At 45.8% G+C, this 23223-nt stretch carries 24 protein-coding genes and 1 pseudogene; 14 read left to right on the top strand and 11 right to left on the bottom strand.

Annotated features, from left to right (window positions below; all coding sequences use genetic code 11):
• The first annotated feature begins 167 nt into the window (after nt 1-167).
• Nucleotides 168-332 carry a hypothetical protein gene (locus tag V6C93_RS31230; RefSeq protein ID WP_333480575.1) on the top strand — a complete coding sequence of 55 codons (165 nt, stop codon included), beginning with the start codon at nt 168-170 and terminating at the stop codon, nt 330-332.
• Here V6C93_RS31230 and V6C93_RS31225 read toward each other — a convergent pair whose 3' ends face one another.
• From V6C93_RS31225 to V6C93_RS31210, 4 genes are all read right to left on the bottom strand, one after another.
• Entirely contained in the window at nt 333-572 is a 240-nt protein-coding gene (locus V6C93_RS31225; RefSeq protein WP_333480574.1) for a hypothetical protein, read from the bottom strand.
• Between the two features lie 11 nt (nt 573-583).
• The gene (locus V6C93_RS31220; RefSeq protein ID WP_333480573.1) at nt 584-949 is read right to left on the bottom strand and encodes a GIY-YIG nuclease family protein; all 366 of its coding nucleotides are present in this window, start codon (nt 947-949) and stop codon (nt 584-586) included.
• Nucleotides 950-1037: 88 nt separating this feature from the next.
• Entirely contained in the window at nt 1038-1406 is a 369-nt protein-coding gene (locus V6C93_RS31215) for a hypothetical protein (protein ID WP_333480572.1), read from the bottom strand.
• Between the two features lie 108 nt (nt 1407-1514).
• Nucleotides 1515-2888 carry a GH1 family beta-glucosidase gene (locus V6C93_RS31210; protein WP_333480571.1) on the bottom strand — a complete coding sequence of 458 codons (1374 nt, stop codon included), beginning with the start codon at nt 2886-2888 and terminating at the stop codon, nt 1515-1517.
• 193 nt (nt 2889-3081) lie between these two features.
• Between V6C93_RS31210 and V6C93_RS31205 the strand changes: the two genes are divergently transcribed.
• Nucleotides 3082-5010, top strand: coding sequence for an ABC-F family ATP-binding cassette domain-containing protein (locus tag V6C93_RS31205; RefSeq protein WP_333480570.1), 1929 nt, complete (start codon nt 3082-3084; stop codon nt 5008-5010).
• A 75-nt stretch (nt 5011-5085) separates the two neighbouring features.
• On the opposite strand, the gene V6C93_RS31200 is transcribed toward V6C93_RS31205, so the two are convergent.
• Entirely contained in the window at nt 5086-5226 is a 141-nt protein-coding gene (locus V6C93_RS31200; protein WP_333480569.1) for a hypothetical protein, read from the bottom strand.
• 277 nt (nt 5227-5503) lie between these two features.
• On the opposite strand from V6C93_RS31200, the gene V6C93_RS31195 reads away from it, so the two are divergent.
• The gene (locus V6C93_RS31195) at nt 5504-6337 is read left to right on the top strand and encodes a M90 family metallopeptidase (protein ID WP_333480568.1); all 834 of its coding nucleotides are present in this window, start codon (nt 5504-5506) and stop codon (nt 6335-6337) included.
• Nucleotides 6338-6432: 95 nt separating this feature from the next.
• On the opposite strand, the gene V6C93_RS31190 is transcribed toward V6C93_RS31195, so the two are convergent.
• Nucleotides 6433-7500, bottom strand: coding sequence for a tellurite resistance TerB family protein (locus tag V6C93_RS31190; RefSeq protein WP_333480567.1), 1068 nt, complete (start codon nt 7498-7500; stop codon nt 6433-6435).
• A 620-nt stretch (nt 7501-8120) separates the two neighbouring features.
• Nucleotides 8121-8882 (bottom strand): C1 family peptidase, encoded by a 762-nt coding sequence (locus V6C93_RS31185; RefSeq protein ID WP_333480566.1) that lies wholly within the window; start codon nt 8880-8882, stop codon nt 8121-8123.
• 286 nt (nt 8883-9168) lie between these two features.
• On the opposite strand from V6C93_RS31185, the gene glsA reads away from it, so the two are divergent.
• From glsA to V6C93_RS31145, 8 genes are all read left to right on the top strand, one after another.
• Nucleotides 9169-10119 (top strand): glutaminase A, encoded by a 951-nt coding sequence (glsA, locus tag V6C93_RS31180; protein ID WP_349262890.1) that lies wholly within the window; start codon nt 9169-9171, stop codon nt 10117-10119.
• A gap of 96 nt (nt 10120-10215) precedes the next feature.
• Entirely contained in the window at nt 10216-10695 is a 480-nt protein-coding gene (locus V6C93_RS31175) for a pentapeptide repeat-containing protein (protein ID WP_333480564.1), read from the top strand.
• A gap of 117 nt (nt 10696-10812) precedes the next feature.
• Entirely contained in the window at nt 10813-11985 is a 1173-nt protein-coding gene (purT, locus tag V6C93_RS31170) for a formate-dependent phosphoribosylglycinamide formyltransferase (protein WP_333480563.1), read from the top strand.
• A gap of 240 nt (nt 11986-12225) precedes the next feature.
• The gene (locus V6C93_RS31165; RefSeq protein ID WP_333480562.1) at nt 12226-13047 is read left to right on the top strand and encodes a YdcF family protein; all 822 of its coding nucleotides are present in this window, start codon (nt 12226-12228) and stop codon (nt 13045-13047) included.
• Nucleotides 13048-13275: 228 nt separating this feature from the next.
• A complete protein-coding gene (locus V6C93_RS31160; protein ID WP_333480561.1) occupies nt 13276-13458 on the top strand; it encodes a hypothetical protein in 183 nt (60 codons plus the stop codon).
• A 311-nt stretch (nt 13459-13769) separates the two neighbouring features.
• Nucleotides 13770-14654 carry an alpha/beta hydrolase gene (locus V6C93_RS31155; protein WP_333480560.1) on the top strand — a complete coding sequence of 295 codons (885 nt, stop codon included), beginning with the start codon at nt 13770-13772 and terminating at the stop codon, nt 14652-14654.
• A 34-nt stretch (nt 14655-14688) separates the two neighbouring features.
• The gene (locus tag V6C93_RS31150; protein WP_333480559.1) at nt 14689-15021 is read left to right on the top strand and encodes a YnfA family protein; all 333 of its coding nucleotides are present in this window, start codon (nt 14689-14691) and stop codon (nt 15019-15021) included.
• Between the two features lie 180 nt (nt 15022-15201).
• Nucleotides 15202-15654, top strand: a complete 453-nt coding sequence (locus V6C93_RS31145) for a hypothetical protein (RefSeq protein ID WP_333480558.1) — start codon at nt 15202-15204, stop codon at nt 15652-15654.
• A gap of 12 nt (nt 15655-15666) precedes the next feature.
• Here the strand turns inward: V6C93_RS31145 and V6C93_RS31140 are convergent, their stop codons facing one another.
• Nucleotides 15667-16488, bottom strand: coding sequence for a PEP-CTERM sorting domain-containing protein (locus tag V6C93_RS31140; protein ID WP_333480557.1), 822 nt, complete (start codon nt 16486-16488; stop codon nt 15667-15669).
• 503 nt (nt 16489-16991) lie between these two features.
• On the opposite strand from V6C93_RS31140, the gene V6C93_RS31135 reads away from it, so the two are divergent.
• Nucleotides 16992-19346 carry a PhoX family phosphatase gene (locus tag V6C93_RS31135; RefSeq protein ID WP_333480556.1) on the top strand — a complete coding sequence of 785 codons (2355 nt, stop codon included), beginning with the start codon at nt 16992-16994 and terminating at the stop codon, nt 19344-19346.
• A 177-nt stretch (nt 19347-19523) separates the two neighbouring features.
• Here the strand turns inward: V6C93_RS31135 and V6C93_RS31130 are convergent, their stop codons facing one another.
• Both V6C93_RS31130 and V6C93_RS31125 read right to left on the bottom strand, forming a co-directional pair.
• Nucleotides 19524-20393, bottom strand: a complete 870-nt coding sequence (locus V6C93_RS31130; protein WP_333480555.1) for a pentapeptide repeat-containing protein — start codon at nt 20391-20393, stop codon at nt 19524-19526.
• A 191-nt stretch (nt 20394-20584) separates the two neighbouring features.
• On the bottom strand, nt 20585-21226 hold the full coding sequence (locus tag V6C93_RS31125) for a hypothetical protein (protein ID WP_349262891.1): 642 nt from the start codon (nt 21224-21226) through the stop codon (nt 20585-20587).
• Between the two features lie 155 nt (nt 21227-21381).
• On the opposite strand from V6C93_RS31125, the gene V6C93_RS31120 reads away from it, so the two are divergent.
• Together V6C93_RS31120 and V6C93_RS31115 are read left to right on the top strand one after the other, a co-directional pair.
• Nucleotides 21382-21555, top strand: a complete 174-nt coding sequence (locus tag V6C93_RS31120) for a hypothetical protein (protein ID WP_333480553.1) — start codon at nt 21382-21384, stop codon at nt 21553-21555.
• Nucleotides 21556-21618: 63 nt separating this feature from the next.
• The gene (locus tag V6C93_RS31115; RefSeq protein ID WP_333480552.1) at nt 21619-22764 is read left to right on the top strand and encodes an alpha/beta hydrolase; all 1146 of its coding nucleotides are present in this window, start codon (nt 21619-21621) and stop codon (nt 22762-22764) included.
• 178 nt (nt 22765-22942) lie between these two features.
• On the opposite strand, the pseudogene V6C93_RS31110 reads toward V6C93_RS31115, so the two are convergent.
• A pseudogene (locus V6C93_RS31110) lies at nt 22943-23223 on the bottom strand (phosphoribosylaminoimidazolesuccinocarboxamide synthase); the annotation flags it as partial.

Raw genomic sequence — 23223 nt, 5'->3', positions numbered from 1 at the left:
AATACTTGGGCAGCGCACAAGCAACCCGAATTCATCCTAGACAGCACCTTCGCTTACCGCAACAAATTTACCAATGTCCTCAGCCCGCTTTGTAGGTTGGGTTGAAGCATGAAACCCAACACCTAAGACTCAATCAAGCTGATAAATGTTGGATTTCGCCTGATTCGATGAATGACAAACAACAGGCTCAAATCTACAGCAAATGCGATCTGAAGAGCTCTTCTCGCTGGCGCTATCGCGTTTTACTTTTTATCGACGAGCGATCTGCTGAAAGCAGCAGCGCTGGCGCGATCGCGCTTTTTATAGATAGGCGATCGCCCACCAGTTCCTGATTATGTAACCTGATCTTCGTTTAGATGTAAACCGATCTGAGGCTTACAGTCTGTAAACGTCAATGAATCAGGGTCGAGGAAGTCGGCTAGAGCCATCTCCAGTACCATTTCGATGGAGTAGTCAATCTGTTTCGCATAATTCAAATAAGCATCGCGAATGCGCTCCGGCAACACTGCCAACAACATCAATGCGGCATCATGGCTGAGATGCTTCCTATCAGTTTGTGGGAGAGTTTGCATGGTTACTACCTTTAGTCTCTACTAGGATATCTCGCATTGTATGGGGGCTGTGTCGCATGAATCAGAATGCTTTCTAGCTCATCTCCCAATTTTAGAACATCAACCATTGAGAGCGGTGCGAACGCGATCGCAACGTCTCGATGGTTATAATCCTCCAACCATGACCAGGTGCAGGCTTTGTGTCCACCTCTAAATCGCTCTCGGAGTTTTTTTGCTTTGCCAATATAAAGTAGCCCATGCTCCCGATGCTTGACGGCATACAATCCAGGTGACAGTGGGAGATCTCGAAATTCACGGGTGATTAATGCACAGGACTCAAACGGCACAGATAAGAGTGTTTGCAGCAGTCTTTTGGCTTGCTCTTCAAGTTCATTCAAAATCAGCCCTCACGCTTTTAACCGAGCGACAATATTCCATTTTAAGACTTAACGTACTAATTCAAGAAGCGATCACAGTTAACCCATCCTAAACCTTTTTTATTAATATCCAATCGTTAGGAGCTTTAATTGTTAGTTTATCAGGATTAGCAGTAAGTAAAAAATCAACAAACCCATTCAAACCCATACTGGGATCAGCCGTAAAACTTTTACCCGAAAATAAGGAAGCATGAGGATTAAGGGTGACAATTTCGCTTAAAATGGGAGCAATTAAATATTCAGAACGAGCTTTTTCGGTATTGATGGCAGTAGCAAGCGGTGCAAATCGTTTTAAGGCTTCAGTTAAAAATGCGCTGGGAGCAATTGGCTCAAAATCAACCAATTTTTCAACAGTTATAATCTGAGTAATTCCCAAAGGAATTAGTTGCTCGAATGAAATTAAATCGCTGTAATACATAGCTTTAAAAATTACTTATTACTTTTTTTTATAATTAAGCCGTCCGCAGATGAACATCTTCAGCTGCCACCAGTGTCATCTATTCATCTCCTTACCAAAGAATAAGAATTAAACCACGCGATTACCACGAATACACTCCCGATACCAATCAAAACTCGCCTTGGGAATCCGTTGTTGCGTCGGATAATCGATATAAGTAATACCAAAGCGGCGGTCATACCCCCACGCCCACTCAAAGTTATCCATCAGACTCCAGACAAAGTAACCCTTAAGCGGATATCCCTCACTAACTGCTCGATGTGCTGACTTCAAGTGCTGCCGCAGGTACATAATTCTATCAGTATCAATGACTTCACCCTTGACATTTACTTCATCTTGTGAAGCACAGCCATTTTCAGTAATCAATATCGGCAAATCCTCACGTCCCAACGTCTCGCTAATATGACGAATACCCCAATACATCGACTCCGGCAGAATATTCAGCCAAGGCATGTGCATCCGGGGATAGCCCTTAGGTAAGTCGAGAAATTCGTAGCCCACTTCGTTGTCAGCCGCTCGGACATAGGTACCCGTATAGATATTAAAACCAAGGGCATCTAAAGGTTGATGAATGGTTTCCAAGTCACCCTCTTGAATATCCGGTGCATTGACTCCCAACTGTTCCAGCAAAGCAGGACTATAAGCGCCAGTGAGGGCAGGAAAAATGATGCCGCCATTCTCTCCACAGGTATGGAATGCCTTTTTTGCCGCTTTGATATGAACGGGTGATTCGTGGATGGGAACCGTTACGGAAAGATTGTCTACCAGCGCCACCGAACAGCGAGCGGGTGAAATGGTACGGATAGCTTGACAAGCTAAACCATGAGCCAGTAAGGCGTGGTGAGACGTTTGCCACACCTGTTTGAGCGAACTCACCCGCGTTCCTGGAGCATGAGGGGGTTCTTTGTCCACCGCATAACCCAAGTGAGTAAAGCAGGTGATTTCGTTGATTGTCATCCAGTGCGAAATGCGATCGCCCAACCGACTCACCACCGCCGTCACATAGTCCGCAAAGTCAAACGCCATCTCCCGACTCTGCCAGGAACCATATAAATTTTCCAACGCTTGCGGAGAGTCCCAGTGAAATAGCGTAGCGTGTGGGGTAATTCCGTGCTCCCGCAGGCAGTCAACTAAGCGCTTGTAAAAGTCCACGCCTTCTTCGTTCACTGCACCCCGACCATCAGGAATAATGCGAGGCCAAGCGATACTGAAGCGATAATGCTTGATGCCCAGTTGTACCATCAGTTTCACGTCTTCCTCATAACGATGATAGTGGTCACATGCAACGCCACCCGTATCACCGTTAAGAACCCGTCCTGGAGTAGCACTGAAACTATCCCAAACACTAGGTTTGCGCTCCCCATCCTCTGCCGCCCCTTCTATTTGGTAGGATGCAGTTGCCGCCCCCCACAAAAAACCCTCTGGAAATTGGTAACTAGACATAGAAAATATACTCTCTTCTTCTCTTTCTTCTCTTCTGTGCGCTCTGTGTGCCTGGAGTGGTTTGTTAAAAATACACCTTGCAGACACCCTAAGTTAACTCCCCCTCTTCCACTCCATCCCAAAGAAGAGCAACCCACCGAACTCGATATCAGAGTGCTAACCTGCTTTATTAGGGATTCTCAACAAAAACTGGATGAGTATTTTCACACTGCAATCCGTTAACAAAGACTTTGGCATTAAGGAAATCCTCAAAGATGCCAGTTTTAGTCTAGACGCCACCGATAAAGTTGGCTTAATCGGCACCAATGGTTCCGGCAAATCGACCCTGCTCAAGATGATTGCTGGCATCGAGCCAATTGATGGCGGTCAAATTATAGTCAATCCTGGAGTGAAAATTGTCTACTTGCCCCAGCAACCTGACTTGGATGAAAATCACACTGTTTTGGAACAGGTATTTGCCGATAGTGGCGAACAAATGACCCTGATCCGCGAATATGAGGAACTCTCGCACAAACTGGCTCACAATTCAGAAGATAGCCAACTGCTCGCTCGTCTCTCCAAAGTGATGCAGCGCATGGAAGCGATCGGCGCATGGGATTTAGAGACGAAGGCGAAAATTATCCTGACTAAATTAGGCATTGAAGACTTCGAGGCTCGGATTGGTGATTTATCCGGTGGCTATCGCAAGCGTATCGCTCTAGCTGCTGCATTGTTGTCGGAGCCAGAGGTGTTACTAATGGATGAGCCGACAAACCATCTAGATGCCATGTCAGTCGAGTGGTTACAGAGTTACCTCAAGGTTTTCCGGGGCGCACTCCTACTGATTACTCACGATCGCTATTTTTTGGATCGCGTCACCAACCGTATCCTGGAAATCGACCGAGGCGACCTCTACACTTACTCTGGCAACTATTCTTACTATTTAGAGAAAAAAGCATTAGCGGAAGAATCGGCGGCTAGCAGTCAGCGTAAACATCAGGGGGTATTGCGCCGTGAGTTGGAATGGCTCAAACGAGGGCCAAAAGCTCGCAGTACGAAGCAGAAAGCGCGAATTGACCGCATCCATGAGATGCAGGGTAAGGAGTTTAAACAGGCACAGACTAAGGTTGAGATTTCTACTCCTGGTCGTCGGATTGGGAAGAAAGTGATTGAGTTAGAGAATGTTGCTAAAGCTTATGATGAACGAACTCTAATCAAAAACTTTACCTACGAATTTACTTCTGATGACCGTGTAGGAATTATCGGCGGCAACGGTGCAGGAAAATCCACGCTGATGGATATCATTACCGGGCGAGTTCAACCCGATTCCGGTAAAGTTGAGCTGGGCACAACCATTCACATCGGCTATTTCGACCAACACTCTGAGGATATCCTGGAGGCGATTAACGAAAATCAGCGCGTCATTGACTACCTCAAAGAAATCGCAGAATACGTTAAAACCGCAGATGGCACGCTAATTACGGCCTCACAAATGTTGGAGCGTTTCCTATTCCCTGGAAACCAGCAATATGCACCGATTAATAAGCTTTCTGGGGGAGAAAAACGTCGCCTGTTCTTGCTGCGGGTACTGATGAGTGCCCCTAATGTGCTGATTCTGGATGAACCCACGAATGACCTAGATGTGCAGACACTCTCCATCCTGGAAGAATATTTAGAAGAGTTTAATGGCTGTGTAATTGCGGTTTCCCACGATCGCTATTTCCTCGATCGCACGGTAGAGAAAATCTTTGCCTTGGAGCCAGGGGGCAATATCCGTCAGTATCCTGGGAATTACTCGGTTTATCTCGACTACAAGCAGGCAGAAGAAACAGAAGCCGCTCAACAACAAGCTAAGCAAGAGCCCAGAAAAGCCGAAGTCCCCAAAGCTGAGAAGGTGGAGACAAACTCATCCCGTAATAGCAAGTCGCGTCGGCTTTCTAGTTGGGAAAAGCGCGAGTTTGAGGAGCTTGAGGGCAAAATTGCTCAGTTGGAGGCTGAGAAAGCGGAGACGGAGAACGTACTGTTCAAGGCTCCTCCGGGGAAAGTGACCCAGGTTCAGGAACTTTATCAGCAGTTGGAAGCTTTGAATCAGGCGATCGATAGGGCAACTGAACGCTGGTTGGAACTGGCTGAATTGGAGTAATAATAGCAAAACTGAGTTTTTCAATTCAAGTTATTAGCTATTAGCTAATAACTTCAACTAGCAAATGTTTGTAATTCATCCAGCCACATTCAACGCGGCAACGGCATCATCTATAATTTGTTGTGCTTGTTCCTCTTTAAGTCTTAACGCTTGTTGGAGTTCCTGAAGAAAACCCTTTTTTTGAGTAGAAATCTCCTCAGAATCATCGACTAGCATTATCACTCCGATGGCAAAAGCCTCAGGCGCGATGTCATCTGATAGAGAAGCCTAAGCGGCGTTAAGTAGTACTCCTGAACCTTCTTCCTCAGCAATGTCTAGGAATCTCTCAACCATCGTTAATAGTTCATCACCTGAGTAGTCATCGAAGAGCCCTGTGTTCCACAGTCGGTTCACTACACGGTCTATATCCACAATAGAAGATAGGGAGACTTTTTGATGATAAGTAACCAAACACGTTGGATATATATAATAGCTTTTCCCAACCCCATATTCTATGATAAAAACCCTGATTACTCTGTTATTTATTATAATTCTTATTGCTTTTATCTTGGGGATAAATCCTCTCATTAATCTGAAGCGTAGCCGGATTAAACACAGGGTTTTTCCGGGGGATTGGATTACCATCCTCGAACGGAATGTTCCCCTGTATAATTGCCTACCAGAGTCGTTACAAAAACGGCTCCACAGCCACATTAATGTCTTACTTGCCGAGAAAACGTTCAAAGGATGTGGAGGATTGAAAATAACGGATGAAATCAAGCTTACGATTGCTGCCCAAGCGGCTCTGCTTTTACTCAACGAAAGAGGTACTTATTTTTCCAAGCTTCGTATCATTCTCATTTATCCAAGTGCTTTTATCGCCAATCAGACAAGCTCTGTGGGAGGACACTACCTAGAGGAAAAACAAGTTAAAGCGGGTGAATCTTGGCCTATTGGTATAGTCGTACTTTCGTGGAACGATGTCAGGCGTGATGCGCTCAATTGGAAAGATGGACACAACGTAGTACTCCACGAGTTCGCCCATCAGCTAGACCAAGAGGGTGGCAGTGCATCGGGTGTACCGATTCTAGAGAAAAGGTCAGACTATATCAGTTGGGCACGGGTGTTTAGTAGAGAATATGAGACATTGAGGAGTGAACTTGAACAGGGTTGGGAGACGGTTATCGATGAATATGGCGCAACTGACCCAGCCGAATTTTTTGCTGTTGTGACAGAGACGTTTTTTGAAAAACCGTTTCAGATGGAAAGAAAGCATCCCGAACTATACAATGAGCTGAAACGCTACTATAAGTTAAATCCAGCTGAGTGGATGAGACAGCGTGTTTGAAAGGGATAAATTTTAACCCATTTCCAACTTCTAAAAGACAAGCCAGCATTGAGGCTGGCTCATTCATCATTCTTTTTGCGATCGCTGGATTCGCTTTAAGTAAACTCCACCGTATCGAGAAAGTCTAAAAGTTGGTCTTTTAATCGCTCGACTTCTTGTTCTATCGAGGCGAGAGTCTCTCCCTCAAAAAAAGTGCGCTGACAGCTTAGCACATACAAAAAATCATCCATAGGAAAAGCAATAAGACCCCGTAGTGCATCCAACCTCAGGGAAGATTCATTGTTTTTCTGGACGGAAATGGTTGAACCTTGCGGCATATCAACGACTATAAAGTAAGACCCCTCCATCACATTTTCTAAATATTCCCTATACTCAACCTTGGAATTCGGTATATTCCTAAGAATCGCTTGCTCGACGTAATTGTCCACCAGAAAGGCGATGAGATAGTCTTCCTGTCCTAGGGACTCCAACTTATCCGCTTGGTCAGCGGAAATGGGATAATAATCAATTCTCAGCAAACGACCAAAGTCGTCGGAAAACCCGACTACACCATCTTGCTCCTCGATTGTTCCCCCTTTTTGGGGTTCAACCGGAATTGGGACGCTAAAATTACCCGCCGGGGATTCATACACCCCCTGGCTCGATTTATCTTGTTCATACTCTCCCTCTAAGTCTGTATCCTCGCCTTCTTCCTCCTCATATTCTTCGTCTGCGTCTTCATCCAACGCTGTAACGACCTCGTCTTCAATAACTTGCGCTTCTTCATCCTCAATTTCCAAAGCGTGTTGTAACTCTTTGAGAAAACTTCTGGGCCCAGGCGGAATAGTCCCAGACTCATCAACAACCATCATTACCCCGGCGGCAAAAGCATCCGCCAAAAGCTCATCGGGTAGACAATCATAAGCGGCATTAAACAGCGCTCCGCGTCCCTCGTCCCCCGCAATGCCTAGGAGTCTATTGACCATCTCTGCTATCTCATCATCGGAGTAGTCATCGAAGAGTTCTGTTTCCCACAGCAGGTCAATTAAATAATCTGTCTCTAGATGAGACGCATCAGAATTAGAGAGAACCGTAATAATAGCGATCGCCGCGACACCTTCTTCTGGACTCAATCCTTCTTCGGATGTCTCTTCTGAATTAAATACACTGTCATATTTGTTCATTTTTATTTTTCCTAAATTAATGGCTGGGTTATTCAGTTAGGTCACTGCTCTGAAAATAGGTTGAAGCTTAGAAATTTTCGTTGCTAGGCTTTGCCAATACTCTTTCTTCGTCGCCATCACTCCACTTCCCCCCGTTAGGCGCTAGGCGCATTCTAGACCTTCACGGCAAACGTTTCCCTCCAGTTCAACAAGAGCGCTATCTAAACTTACTCCTCCTTGTCTTCACTGCGTTTATTTACGACCCCTGTAATTTAATAGCAGATAGACAGGACAAAAGAGAAGTCTGACAAGACTCCTCACAAATAATTAACTAGCAACTCGCTATGCGATCGCTACTAGATAAGAAAATTAATAAATCTAACTCCCTTGAAATTGGAGGTTACGGGTCAGGAGCCAACCCTCAGAGGAAAGAGATTTTCAGCTTTCATGAGAAAACTTAATGTCTGGGTGATGGAGAATAGGGCAGAAGTAAGCTGTTGAATATTTAACGAGCTCGTCGGTGTTTAGCTTGTTTTTTGTGGGATAGGCCGGAAAGCCCCTCCGATTATGCTTGCTTAAATACACATCAGCTTACCAATTGCCTATTTTCCCAAAGTGAACTGGATTCCTGGAAGGATGTTTTAGCGCACAAGTCTAATGGTCCAGAAATCAGTCGCTAAATCTGGATTCAACATGTAATCGTAAGGCAGTGTAAAGTGGCCTCCCATTCCCCAATCACTCCCCCAAGAATTTCTAATGGTAAATCTCTTTTGGGAATCATCATAGCCAACTACTAATACAGCATGACCTCCCACTTCTTGCTCCCCAGCGGCGGGCATCTGTAACACTCCAGTATTAGCCACCTGGTCACCTTCAAAACTCTCGTAAACGAGCAGACCAAATGCAAAAGGAAAGCCTTCACCTAGACATCCTTTCATCTGATTGAGAGTCTGTGAGACTTGAGAGTAAGAAACCGCTGTATGTCTACTCGCCGTGTCGTAACAAGTAACAGTGGGTTTTACCGTTAATTTGCTAATATCATAGGGCCAGATCGATTCCGGACAAGCTCCAAATTTATTGATGGATTTGATGGTATCTCTTAGCATTGCACCACTATCTTCATAAACCGTTCCTTCAATGTCTCTTGTGGTGTAGTAAGTAAACAATCTGCTGGGCGCAAAATTATAGAGTTTCTGTCTCTTTTGACAGAAATGAAAGGCCGCACAAACGGCTTGTGCCGTACAGCTTCCTATGGGGCCTTGTGCATAAACAGGGGGGAACTGTGATCGCAGGTCTACCCTAGGTGGTAAAGCCTTAAGTAGAGGTTGAGGGGCTGAGTATTTTATATCTCTTGGATCGGGTGTATCAGGAATCCATCCATAGCCGTGAATTCGATTAGTCATAGGGTGATGCTAGTGTTGTGAAGCGTTTAATGGATAAGGTTACCGAATACATTCAGCTACCTACTGAAATTCTAGTTTTCCGGATTCTTTCTGAGATTTTAACCTAACCTATGAGACTACTCTAACCCGTCATTCATTTTAGATTTTGGATTTTGGATTTTGGCTTGTCTCCATCGCTGAAAATCGGGGCATGGGAATAGTGAGGTACAAGGGTGGCGGCACGACCTGTCGTGCCCATACAGGGTTTGTGTACTCCATCCCAGTGAGAATCGCTATATATTAATTCATGTCCAAATCAGGGTTCGGCGTGTCAACAATACCCTCAACAGGACTAACGACCCTCACTCAGGCTCAACTGAATGCCTGGGCTGTTCAGGCAAAGGCTCAGACTCAGGGAAGTCAGTTACCCGACTATATCCCGTTGCTGGCTCAGGCGAATTCCACCTGGTTTGCTGTGGAGATACGGGGTATTAATGGTCAGATGCTTTCGGCAGGCGACATTACCCTGTCGTTTCCACTCATGAGTGTGGTCAAGCCGTTTGTGCTGCTGTTTTTGCTAGAGCAGTCGGGAGCACAAGCGGTCTTTGCCTTCGTGGGCATGGAGCCTTCGGATGAGCCGTTTAATTCCCTCACACAACTAGAAGCCGATCAGGGTTGGCCCCGCAACCCGATGATCAACAGTGGTGCGATCGCACTTGCTAATCGGCTACCGGGCTCAGATGCTCGTTCTCGCTGTGAAACCCTCCGCCAGTGGCTCAATCAACGCTCAAACTGCCATCTGTTTTTAGATGAGGCGATGCTAAAATCCGTGCGTTCCCTGCCCAACGAACGCAATCGAGCTATTGCTAATCGGCTGGCTGAGTCAGGTTATGTAGATTCTATGGAAACGGCTCTAGATACCTACAATCACGTCTGCTGCTTATCTGGAACAGTAGCCGATTTATCGTCTTTGGGCTTGCTTCTGGTGCAGAATTATAAAGCCATATTACCAGAAAATCGTCGCTTAGTTAATTCCTTAATGACCACCTGTGGTTTGTATCAAGCTTCCAGTCGTTTTGCGGTGCAGGTGGGAGTGCCGACGAAATCAGGAGTGAGTGGGGCTATGCTTTCCGTCGTGCCATCCCAAGGTGCGATCGCTTGTTATAGTCCAGCTTTAGATGAGGCCGGTAACTCCAAGGCGGGTTTGTTTTTGTTGCGGCAACTTGCCCAAGCTCTAGAATTGAGCGTGTTTGGTTAATAGCCTCCCACACAGCCGTGAAGGGCTAACGCCCCACTTCGCTGTAAAAATAGAGTAATCAACTTCAGTTTTAAGTCATCATTACAGTCTGATTCAATGCTGAATTCGCCGACTCAAGACATCCGTTACACTAGCACTCAATTTCTAGAGCAAGATGCTCAGCAGCGTCTGCTAATCCTTAAAAGTCTTGGGTTAGTCCGATACAATTTTCTAACCCAAATCCCCCTAAACGAGGCGAATATAATTTGTGTCATGCATTTTTTTAAGGCTCCAAATCGGGTAAAATTTCCTAATCTCAGAGGAGCAGATTTATCAGGATTAGTTTTGGATGGGGTCAATTTTATTCGTGCAGATTTAACGGGGGCTAATTTGAAAGGAAGTCGTTTGTTAGAAGCAGACTTAATCTTTGGCAATTTTACTAGAGCCGATTTGAGAGAAGCCGATTTGAGAGGTGCAACCCTGAATGAGACGGTATGGTCAGAGGCTTTGGTCGAGAGGTGCAACTTGGGAAGTGGAATTGGGTTAACGAACCAGCAACGCACCGAGCTAAAATTTCGGGGTGCTATATTTGGCTAGGAATTTTAGACTTTAGATTTTGGATTTTAGATTAAAAGAAATTTTGGATTCATTCCCACAAAATTTTCCTCGGATTTTAAACTCGGCGCAACTTTTAACTCAAGGAGTGTATCAATCATGCCAAATACTTTAAAACTTCCCCAAAAAATTATGCTCCTTGGCTCAGGAGAGCTGGGCAAAGAATTTGTCATTGCGGCTCAACGACTGGGTAATTATATTATTGCCGTTGACCGCTACGAAAATGCACCAGCTATGCAAGTGGCGGATTGCTCAGAAGTCATTTCTATGCTAAGTGCGGAGGATTTGGAACGAGTTGTTACCAAACATCAGCCTGATTTCATTATCCCAGAAATTGAAGCCATCAGAACTGAGAAACTACTGGAATTTGAACAGCGAGGAATTACAGTGATTCCTACAGCGATGGCAACAAACTACACGATGAATCGCGACCGAATTCGAGAACTGGCTCATCAGCAGTTAGGCATTAGAACCGCTAACTATGCCTACGCCACCCATTTAGATGAGTTTATTGAAGTTTCTCAAAAAATTGGTTTTCCGAATGTGGTAAAACCTGTTATGTCCTCCTCCGGGAAAGGTCAGTCGGTGGTTAATTCTCCAGAGGAAGTAGAGCAGGCTTGGAATTATGCGATCGCAGGGTCTAGAGGGGATACCCAAAAGATTATTGTTGAAGAGTTTATCAACTTCGAGCTAGAAATTACTTTATTAACCATTAAACAGTGGAATGCGCCGACGATTTTTTGTCCAGCGATTGGGCATCGTCAAGAACGAGGGGATTACCAAGAATCTTGGCAACCTGCTGCCATTGCCGAAGAACAGGTAAGAGAAGCAGAAGCGATCGCGAAAAAAGTTACCGATGCTTTAGGCGGAGCTGGAATTTTTGGAGTGGAGTTCTTTATCACCAAAGATGAAGTAATTTTTTCTGAACTTTCGCCCCGACCTCATGATACAGGACTGGTAACTTTAATCTCTCAAAACTTCAATGAATTTGAGCTACATCTGAGAGCTGTTTTAGGGTTGCCAATTCCCAAGATAGAGCAACTCGGAGCCTCAGCAAGTGCTGTTATTTTAGCGGAAGACTATTCCGATTCAATCGTCTTTGAAGGGGTAGCGGAGGCGTTAAGCGAGCCAGATGTAGATTTGAGATTATTTGGCAAGCCAGACTCGCGTCCTTTTCGGAGAATGGGTGTCGCTTTAGCGAAAGGAAAAGATGTTCAGGAGGCTAGGGAAAAAGCAGTGAGCGCAGCCAGCAAAATCAAAATTGTTAGTTAATGAGAATACTCCAGTAAGAGTGTTGTGTGCGACTGGCCACCCGTAAAGACTTTAGCCCTTCTCGATTGGATGCGGTACACTCTGACCTCTCTCCAAACCTCTCTCCTACAAGGAGAGAGGCTTTGATTCGTACTCCCGCAACCCTAGTAGGGAAGGGGTCGGGGGTTAGGTTTTTCGCTCTGTACTTCACGCAACTGAGAACTGCTATATAACGGATACAGGTCACGTCGCTCTTGTTCAATGTTTGACTCAGCCTTATGCGATCGCCCATTTACCGGATTTCCTCTGTTCCCCAATGGGAGTCAGTTTGACTGGCTCAAAATACCCCTGCTACTGGTAGTACTCCTGTTGGCTTTTTTCGGACTGCGCCGGATTAGAAGTCTTTCACAATGCAAGCGTCGCTTAAGTAGCCCAAGGGGAATCTTATTGCTAAGTGGACTCACTGTAACTTTAGTAGTATTGTTAGCTGTGGCAGATAAAGGACTGGTTCTTTTCGTTCCAGTTGATTCGGGTACCCAAGCAGAAGCCATTGTGGTGCTGGGTCGAGGAACAGAGCTGGCAATGTCGCGAGTTAATGTGGTGCATCAGCTTTGGCAGGCTAAACGAGCACCTGTAATTTTTGTCAGCGGTACTTACGATGCGCCCAGGATGCTCACTCAGTTAAAAGAAAAAGGTATTCCTCAGAGCGTGCTAGATGGTGAAAATTGTTCTTTAACAACAGCTGAAAATGCCCTGTTTACGGCGGCAATTCTACAGCAACAGGGAATCCGGCGAATTTTGCTAGTTACTGATGAACTCCATATATGGAGATCGCTTCTTGATTTCCGCGATCGCGGTTTTACCGTCATTCCCCATATCAGCCCACTACCCAACACGATGAGCTTTACCGATCAAGGCTTTCTCACCTTCCGGGAATACCTGTTTCTCATCGCTACCAGTATACAGGAGCTTTTGTATGGGCAGCGAGTGCCTCAAGCGAAGAACCCTGAACTCGTGAATCTGGTACAACTCGCTCAACAATACGCTCAGCAGCGTCCCTTTCCCTCAAGTGCGGCTCAGTAACTCGGATTGACCTGTGGCGGCAAGCAAAAAGTCTGGGATAATAATCTCCATCTTGGCCTACTTAACGTTTGAGCATTACTCCAGCGATCGCCAGCAAGTGTGCAGGAAGTAAAGTATAATTTGCAGATTGATTTTTAAAATGTTACCTATAAAAGAGTAGTTACAGGAACGTCCTTACTCCTGATTTTTATCTCTTTTTAGAGAAGACAAGTCAACAGGAAGACTCACATGGAAGATTCACTGATTGATTATGGCGGCGAACAGTTAGCCTTCTTTTTCTCTTTTGTGCTTTTTTTCAGCCTAGTGCTAACTATAGGATTCGTAACTCGCAACTTAGAGAATGCGATCGTTTTTACTATCCTAGCTAGCACTCCATTGTTACTGTGGTCTGTGATGTCACATCTCCCTTAGTTTGAGGATATCCAGTAGTAACAGGAACTAGCTGGACAATTAAGCAGAGGGCAGACGGCAGAGGGCAGAAGGAATAAGAATTTTCATTCTTACTCCTACTCCTACTCCTTCGGAGAAGGCTTCGTCAACGGAGAACGCTTCTAGCAAGGGCTTACAGACTTAGTCCGGAGATAGCGCTTGAGTGAGGCAAAACTAACGAAAAACTGAGAGGTTTCTACGAAGGAGGTAGCGTCAGTCTTATCTAGTCCCAGATTTTCAGTCTGCGGATAATGAGGTACCTTGAGTTTATTTGCCTCTATCTCTGGAAATTAATGTCTACTCCTTTCCTGCTCACCGAAATGGCTCAGCTAACCGAGCCTACCTCCATTACCCTTGCTCAGAGTATTGAGCAAATTGCGATTACGACACCCCTAAGTGAGCAGCCCATTATTACTACTTATGTACGTCAAGGCAGTGGCGGAACACCCATCGTTTTGCTTCACGGCTTTGATAGCTCGGTATTGGAGTTTCGTCGTCTGTTGCCTCTATTAGCTGTCGGAAATGAGACATGGATAGTTGACTTGTTAGGTTTTGGCTTTACGGAGCGATTGGCAGGAATTGCCTTTAGTCCAGCTGCCATTAAAACCCATCTTTATTACTTTTGGAAAACACTGATTAGTCAGCCAGTGATTGTGGTGGGTGCTTCAATGGGAGGAGCTGCTGCGATTGATTTCACCCTCTCTTACCCGCAATGCGTAAAGAAGCTAGTTCTCATCGATAGCGCTGGATATAAAGCCCCCCCTAACATTGGCAAGCTAATGTTTCCACCCTTCAGCTCTTTGGCAACAGCCTTTTTAAGGAACCCGAAAGTTCGCCAACAAATTAGTACGAATGCTTACTTCGACAAGAGCTTTGCTTCGTTGGATGCCCAATTGTGTGCTGCGTTACATCTCAAATCAGAGGGTTGGCAGCAAGCGTTGATTGCTTTTACCAAGAGTGGGGGTTACAGCTCTTTTGGGGAGAAACTATCACAGATTGAGAAACCGACGCTAATTTTATGGGGGAAGTGCGATCGCATTTTGGGAACGGCTGATGCGTACAAGTTTAAAGATGCGATCGCGCATTCTCAACTCATTTGGATCGAAAATTGCGGTCATGTCCCACACCTGGAACAGCCTCAACTAACCGCACAGCATATCCTAGAGTTCCTTTACTGAGCAGCACCACTTCTCGGAAGACAGGTAAAAGCTGATGAGACAAGTTGTTAAATCTCTACTGTACTTTGTGTGGGCTGGCTTGTTTGAGATCGGTGGTGGCTATCTCATCTGGCTCTGGCTGCGAGAAGGTAAGTCAATCTGGCTAGGTATATTCGGTGCGCTAACCTTGAGTCTCTACGGAGCGATCGCCACATTTCAACCTGCTAACTTTGGCAGAGTTTATGCTGCCTATGGTGGGGTATTTATCGCTATGGCGATGCTTTGGGGTTGGAAAGTAGAGGGTGTGGCTCCAGACCGTTATGACGTCATTGGAGTAAGTTTAGCACTACTTAGTGTCTTGATCATTATGTACTGGCCAAGAGTTTAAGTAAGTAGTACATCAGTTGCTCCCCTTTTACTCAGGGATTTGGGCGCGGTTTAAATATCGCATCAAAAAAGCCAATGGGCATGAGCGACATTGCTAAACTCTCTTAACCAAAGCTTACTAACCTTTTAATTTTTGGCTGTTAACCTAACTAGCGCACATCTACTAACAATAGCCAAGCCAATGAGTCTCCATCGTCGCCTCTGCTGGGGCGCTATTTTGGTACTAAGTACTTTACTATCCACTATCTCACTTGCCTCAGCTGAATTAGTAGAGCGCAATTTTATCCTCAATTCTGATAGCAACCCATCTTTTGACAATTTACTCCAGCAAGCACAGGATTTAGCTAGTCAATCGATAGAGCAAGAATTTGCAGAAAACCCTGAAACCAGCGAAATTTCCATCATGGTTTTAGGGGAACATCAAGGACAGATTGTTCCACTGTTGCGCTCACAAGTGACTCGCACTCAGTGGCAACGAGACTCGCGAATCTATCGATGGACTCGATATTTTGCCAATAATTCTCAAGTACTGCTAGGCTTTAACAATCCTCCTACTGTTCCTAAGGCTACAACGTATTTGGAAGTGCCGCGTAGAATTAGATTAGAAGGCACTCCAGGGTTTAGAGATGATTAATCGAATTTAAAATTAAGCCATTTCCTTGTTCTTTTTGTTTCGCATCCGCATCGAAATGGTTCCCAAAGCACCTCCAACGAGTAATGCTAAAGCTGAGCCAGGTTCAGGAACAGCTTCCACGTTATCAACCAGTAGTCCTGAAGTGCGAGTTGGTTCACCTACATCCACCACGCCAATTCCTACTGTGTAAGTTCCTGTAGTTGGAATCGTGTAGGAAAATTGGTGATATCCAGTCTCGTTACTATAGCGAGTAGAAGAGTTGATGAACGTTGAAACGGTATCAGCTAGACTGAACAACTGGCTAAACGAGTCAGATTGAATCGAGACAAAAGCGAAATCATTAAAATTTGGATAGGTGAAATCTTCACGAGCGGCTTGCTCAACTGACTCATTAGTTAGGAAATTCCAAGAAAACGAAAGGATATCTCCAGCTGATGCCGTAAAGCTTTGCTGAATCGCAGACCCCTCAATGGGTCTTGCTGTAGCTATACTATTTAAAGAATTATCGCCTAAGAAGGTTGATAAACCCAGAAATTCTTCTAGACTGGGAAATCCACTAATAAAATCTACAGGAATAGCATTTCCGCCAATGAGCGGATTAAAATTGCTATCAAGACCAACGACTTCTTGAAAAGCTGTTGAGAGAAAAGCTTGAGAGCTTCCTGCTACTGGTTCAATCCCAAAGTCGGAAGTTTCTATTCGGTAGTCACCGATTGTTTCCCAGCCATCGAAGCCATTTTCAAAACTTCCATTCAACGTCGCAGCCTTTACATTACTTGGAAAGACTGAACCAACAAGAAGTGCGATCGCAGCCAAACCTATAGTCTTTTTCATAATAGTGCCCCCATCAGGTAGTTTTTAACTCTAAGTTTCAGATCGAGCGATCTTCCGCTAAAAGCAAGAGTCAGGTTCTGCCAACACCAATAATAATTAACTGATTTGGATAGCACACTATCTTCCTTCACATACCCTTCATCGAAAATTTAAAGAGTTAAGGTGTGGTTAATAGTTAATAATCACTGTTTAAATCGTTAATTACCTCAATTTAATTTTGTAAAGATAATATTTTGAACAGAGTTATATGCCTATGCTCATTTTACGAGATTAGGTATGCGCAGATAGAGTTCAAACCTAAACAAGAAAAAGCCAAGAGCAGGCATGACATCTATCTCAAGATATAAACCACGAAAATTCTGAAGGGGTTATGAGCGGTAAAAGAGAACTGTATTTTGCTAAAAGTTATGAGCATTGTACGAGATAACTGTTTTTACCGCATTTGGAACGAGATAGTGAGTCAAAACTTTTCATTTTTGCGATTCTAAACAAGAGAGAATTCGATGTCCAAGTTTACTCGGAGGCAGCTCCTAATTTTCTTGGGAGCAAGTGCTGGTGCTACTGTTCTGGCTCCTGCTTTGAGGGGAAAACGTTTTGACCGCAATTTGAGCATTGCCGAAGCCGCTGAGCCGCTTAAATTTACCCCAGTGCGTTTACCCCATCCTTTACCGATTTATCAACAACAAAACAGCTATCTGCCCACAGCAATGGGTCAGGGAAGTGCATTAAATGCTTCTACAGATACGCGATTAGGTCAATACAATGTCATTGACGATGTTGTAGTGCCACCGGAATATGAGCGGTATGTCATTGTGCGTTGGGGCGATCGCGTTTTTCCGAACCAGGAAGAATACTTTGGATACAACTGTGACTACACAGGCTTCGTTCCGATGAATGGCAATAATCCCAATGACGGCTATCTTTGGGTGAATCACGAATACATTTCATTCCCATTTTCTGCGATCGCACCAGAGGCTCCAAGCGATTTAGCAGGCTTTCCTGAAACCTACCCGTTGGTGATAGGGCAAACGTTACCCTCTGACAAGACCAGTATCCAACTTTTGGGCGAATTTTATTACAATCTGGGCGGCTCTGTCGTGCGGATTTCTCGTTCTGATCGGGCTGAAAAGTTTGCCGTTGTCAGCGACTCCAAAAATCGACGTATTCATGGCCTTTCAGGTTTAGGCATTAACAGCCAACGTTCCGATCAGTATAAGAGCACCACATCCTGGGGTTCCAAAAGCTACCAACAAGGAGACCAAAACTATCTGATTGGTACGGGGCCAGCAGCAACTCAAGTGTTTAACCAATCTGTAGACGGACTGGGCAGTAAAATTATCGGCACCGCATTCAACTGTTCGGGTGGCACTACACCTTGGGGACGAATCTTGTCTGCCGAAGAGAACTTCCAAGGCAGTGCAGCCTTTTTTATGGGGGTAACGGAAAGTGTAAAACCGGATGGCACACAAACCAGCTACACCGCCGGGACTTCTGGAGAAAAATTTGGCTTGGTTGGGGAAAAATACGGTTGGATGGTGGAAATTGACCCATCCGACCCAAGCTACCGGCCTCGCAAACACACAGCCTTAGGTCGTTTTCGCCATGAAAACATTGCCATTCGGGCTGAGGCCGGGAAAAAATTAGTTGCCTATATGGGTGATGACAAACGCGGGGGTCATACCTGGAAATTTGTCAGCAACGGCACCGTTTCTTCCCCCAATGACAAAAACAACAGTGCTTTATTTGAGCAAGGAACGCTCTACGTCGCCCGTTACCATTCCGATGGTACAGGTCAATGGATTCCCCTGGAATTAAATACCCCAACCGATCCAATTGCGCCATCGGTTCTTGCCTCCGTAGAAATTGCCGCTCTAGGTAAGGCAACCAGGAATGGACTGCTGCCACTACCCAAACGTAACGGTATTGCAGGCCAAACCTCAGACGGCGGTATATTTGGTGTTGATACAACCAACGAAGCTACAGCTCTACCCGGTTACAAAGGAAAGAAGCTTTCCAACTTTTACACGAGCCAAGGTGCAGCACTTTGCGATGCCTTTTTAGCTGCCAATTTAGTAGGTGGAACGCCTACCGCTCGACCTGAGGATATTGAAATTCATCCCAAGACAAAGCATGTGTACATTTCCTACACAGACGCCGCACCGGGAGGGGATGGCTATCCTGATTCGCGAATTTTTGTCGTTTCTAAGTACACCAGTGCCGTCAACGATACCCAGCATTTGGGAGGACTCTACAAGATTATTGAAGACAGCTCCGATGGCACAGGCACAAGCTTCCATTGGCAGCGATTTGTCCAAGGTGGTGAAGCAGGATCCAAAGACGGAACTGGCTTCACGCAAAACGATAATCTTGCTTTTGACAGTCAGGAAAATGTCTGGATTGTCACCGATATGTCTACGGGTACCCACAATGGTTTCGATGTGGGTGCGGCGGCGAAGCAGATTTTGGTCGATCACAAGCAGACTGGTAATGTGACCAATCTCAATGCCGTGTTTGGCAATAATTGGCTGCTATTTATTCCCACAAGTGGCCCAAATGCGGGAGAAGCTATTCCTTTTGCTTATGGCCCACCCCGTTGCGAGATGACCGGACCAACATTTGTCGGGGATACACTAATCATCGCGGTACAGCATCCTGGTGAAGATTGCCCCTTCACCCCCCAGCAAACCCTGAGCCGTAGCCTTGAGATTCTCAATTTGGATGGCTCTGTGTTTAACCAAACTCGCACGGTTCCTCGTGGCAGTAACTGGCCTAGTAATATCGAGGGCAATCCTCAGGGCCCACCCAAACCCTCTGTAATTGGCATTCGCCGTAAGGAGTCTACTGGTCGGTTTGTTTGAGTGAGAGCGATCGCAACCTATTCTGTATTAGTTTTCATTCGGGTTCAAGAGTTGTCGGGCACAATATTATCGTGCCCGTACCTTTTTGGTATCTGAAAGTGATACCAATTTAAACAGAGGATGCGGCACATCATAGATTTAGACCCTCGCCTCCAGAAGGCTTGTGCAATCCAAAATCTAAAATCCAAAATCTAAAATGGTATGAGTTGCATCATCGGGCATCATGGCTCCCTGAAGATTCGCGTTGTTCAGGTTGGTTCCTCGGAGATTAACACCTCTGAGGTCAGCTCCTTCTAAATTAGCTTTGCTAAGGTTGGCTCCTCGGAGGTTAGCGCCTCTCAAGTCAGCTTCGCACAGGTTAGCTCGACTGAGATTAGTCCATCTCAAATCAGCTCTTTCCAGGTCAGCTTCGCACAAATTAGCCCTAGAGAGGTAAGCTCCACTCAAGTGAGCCTCACTCAGGTTCGCTTTGTAGAGTTCAGCCTTGTAAAGGTAAGCTCCAATTAATTCAGCTTCGTGGAGGTTAGCATTGCTCAGGTTAGTATGACTCAGGTTAGCCGCCACGAGTTTGGCTTCGCTGAGGTTTGTTCTTAATAACTGTGCCCCACTCAAATCAGCTCCTTTGAGGTTAACCCTTCTCAGGTTAGTCCCAATCAAGTTGACCTCACTCAGATCGACGCCTGTAAGGTTAGCCCCGTAAAGGTCTGCCCCGATCAGGTTAGCACCCGTGAGTTCAGCACCGATGAGGTCAGCACCGATGAGGGTTGTATCGATCAGGCAAGCTTCGACGAGGTTTGCTTCGTTCAGGGATGCATGGGAAAGGTTAGCCTGACTCAGGTTGGCACCTCTGAGGTTCGCTGCAATTAGGAGAGTATGATCCAGCAGCGCTTTTCTTAGATTAACCCCTTGCAGCTGAGCACCTTTGAGGTTAACCCCTATCAGGTTAGCTTCGCTCAGGTCGGGTTCTATTTGTGGGTTGAGAGTTCTCCAATTCATCCATCCAACGGCACCCTGATCGAAAAACGCCAGATGCTCTGCATTTGCCATCTCTAGGTTTGGTAAAAAAACGAGTCACTTTAACCATGATGCCTGTGAATCGGCGTCGTGTTGAGGGGTTGTTTGTTCAGGACAATCGCTAAAATGGCGATCGCTCATGGCTGTGAAATTTTTTCATCGGGATTGCCTTGTGCCTCCTGTCTACTCAAGAAGGAGAACGCTACGCGAACTGCCTTCTTGCACTAGTCCGATTTTCCACTATCGGGATGAGCCCGTCCAACCACATTTTCCAACGCCACCAACACGGCACGAGACGCTGCCAAAATATCCCGTTCGGCTCCCCCTAAGTAAAGGCGTCCGAAGATACCCACCGGGAGAATTTCCAGGATGTTGATGAAAGCGGATTTCTCGGCTTCGTTCGCCGCTAGGGCAGCATAAGCAGCAGGCTGAACTTCCAAAACATATAACGTTTGTCCTGCTAAGAGGAGTTGTCCCTTCCGAGTGCGATTGATCAGTTGGGTGTGGTGGGGATCGATATTGCGGATAATCTGGCTGGAAACGACGCGGGGTTTGAGACAATCTTGTTCTCGGACACCCAGCGCCTCCAAAATTGCCTTACCCGCCGCCCGTGTCTCACCCTGGAAGCTGGAATGAACTTCGAGAAGTCCAAAAAGTCGTTCAACAACCTGTACCCCCGGACGAACAGAGGTGGATTTGAGCGCGATATCCGTAATCCGGTTAATTTCGATCCCAGGTGCGATTTCAATCCACAGGGAGCTATCACCCGGTAAAGGCAAGAACCCTTGCGCCACTGTCCCCATGTAAGCCGCGTGTTGAGGCTGCAAATTGTCTAGAAATACGTAGCTACGCAGCTCTATACCCAAAATTTTTTCTCCGTATACTGGGGCAAAACGCGAAGTAAAGAGCAACATCTGAGATCGAGTTGCTGTCTCGTCGCGTGATTTTCAAAATCGCTTATAGGTTATGAGTCATGAATTCCGAGTCTTACCCCTGTAACACTTCAAGGCTCCAACTTCGTATGAGTTTACCGTGTTCGGTTAAGCAAGATCCGAACAATGATAGTATTTCGGATGTAGTAAAGCGCTATGGCAGTTCCTACCGAGCTCATTGCTCGGAAATCCTAGCCAAGGATGCCCACCTCGGAGGTTATTCTCTAGGTGGGTTTTGTTCACCGGATGTGCGATCGCGTTAGGGTTAGCATCAAGTACAGGCTGGTTCTACAATAAGGCAATCGTCGTATTAAGGAACGTTTGGAATGCAGCAATTCCTATTTAGGAGCTTACTCGCGCTCTTTGGTTCATCTGCATTCATCCTGCAACTGCTAGACGCAGATGTTGCCCAATCATCGACACTTACTCCTGCTACCTGTTCCGACGTACAACTGCCTGTAGCACTCGCACCGGGAGAACCTCAGCAATACCAGGTTTTTGGTCAGTTGTGCGGTCAATCCCCACAAGGCGATCGCACGGTTCAAGTCCTCGTTTCAGGTACGAGCTACAGTCACCTCTACTGGGATTTACCCTACCAGAGCGATCGCTACTCTTATGTGAACGCTCTCACACAAGCGGGGTACGCTACATTCAACCTTGACAGAATTGGGATTGGTAATAGTTCTCGACCTCCTGCTGACCAAGTCACTGTCTCCTCTAATACTTACGTCCTCAATCAAGTCGTCCAAGGTCTGCGGGAGGGTCAAATTGGAGGCGTAGCCCAAAATCGCATTATGCTGGTCGGGCACTCCTCTGGGGCATTTGGTTCTGTCGTGGGTGTGGCGAGTCAGGATAGTAATATCGCTGGGGTTATTCTCAGTGGATTTTTGCACAACCAGAATTTCACTTGGTTGGACGAGTTTATTAACTCGTTCTATCCAGCACAACTCGATCAACGCTTCAGTGGGCAGAATTTGCCTTCAGGTTATCTGACAACTCAACCAGGGACACGAGGCAATCTCTTCTACGAGAATCTTAACGCCGATCCCCAAGTCATTGCCCTAGATGAAGCGACCAAAGAGACAGTGACGATTGGCGAGGCGACGACGAACGCCGCAGCTATTTTTGCGGAAACTTCCAAACAAATTCATGTGCCAGTCTTTTTAGCCGTTGGACAGTACGATGGGAGTTTTTGTACTGGCAATATCTGCGACAGCGCAGAAAACGTAGCAGCGTTTGAAGCGCCATTCTTTGCACCGGAAGCGAATTTACAAACCTATGTTCTGCCAGGTGCAGGGCACAGCATCAATTTGCATGAGAATGCATTTGAGTGGTTTCAAGCCGCCCGTCAATGGTCAGACGCCTATGTCGGAGCAACAGAAGTGAAGTCGGTACCGGAACCGGCTAATGGATTAGGACTATTAATCGCATCGGCATTAGGTACAGTTTGGGTGTACAAACGTCATCGATAATTGGTCATTTTTATAGTCTTTCTCGATGGGATGAGATACTGCCTGACCTCTCTGGAAAACCTCTCTCCTACAAGGAGAGAGGCTTTGATTCTTAATCCCCTTTCCTTGTAGGGAAGGGGTTGGAGGTTAGGTTTTTCGGCCTGTACTTCACGCAAGTAAAAACTGCTATAATTTGTAATTACTTTTTAAGTCCAAGCTTTTTTAAGATAAGGTTTGTCGATTCAACAATTCTCTCATCTCTCGGTCTGCGATCGGGTTCAAATCTTTTCCCACTGATATGCTGGATTGTTTCTATATATCTAACTGCTATTTCTAATTCCTGTTCGGGACTGAGTGATCCGGTCTTTGGATCGAATTTCATCCCTCGAACAAATTCTTTAGAGTAAGATTTGGGTTTGCCTTGCTCATCGAGTTCAAATGAACCGGATTCTAAATCTAGCTTCCATCGTCTTGTGGAAT

This window comes from Allocoleopsis sp. (assembly GCF_036703385.1).
GTDB lineage: Bacteria > Cyanobacteriota > Cyanobacteriia > Cyanobacteriales > Coleofasciculaceae > Allocoleopsis.
This window is presented reverse-complemented; position numbering and strand designations above follow the sequence as displayed.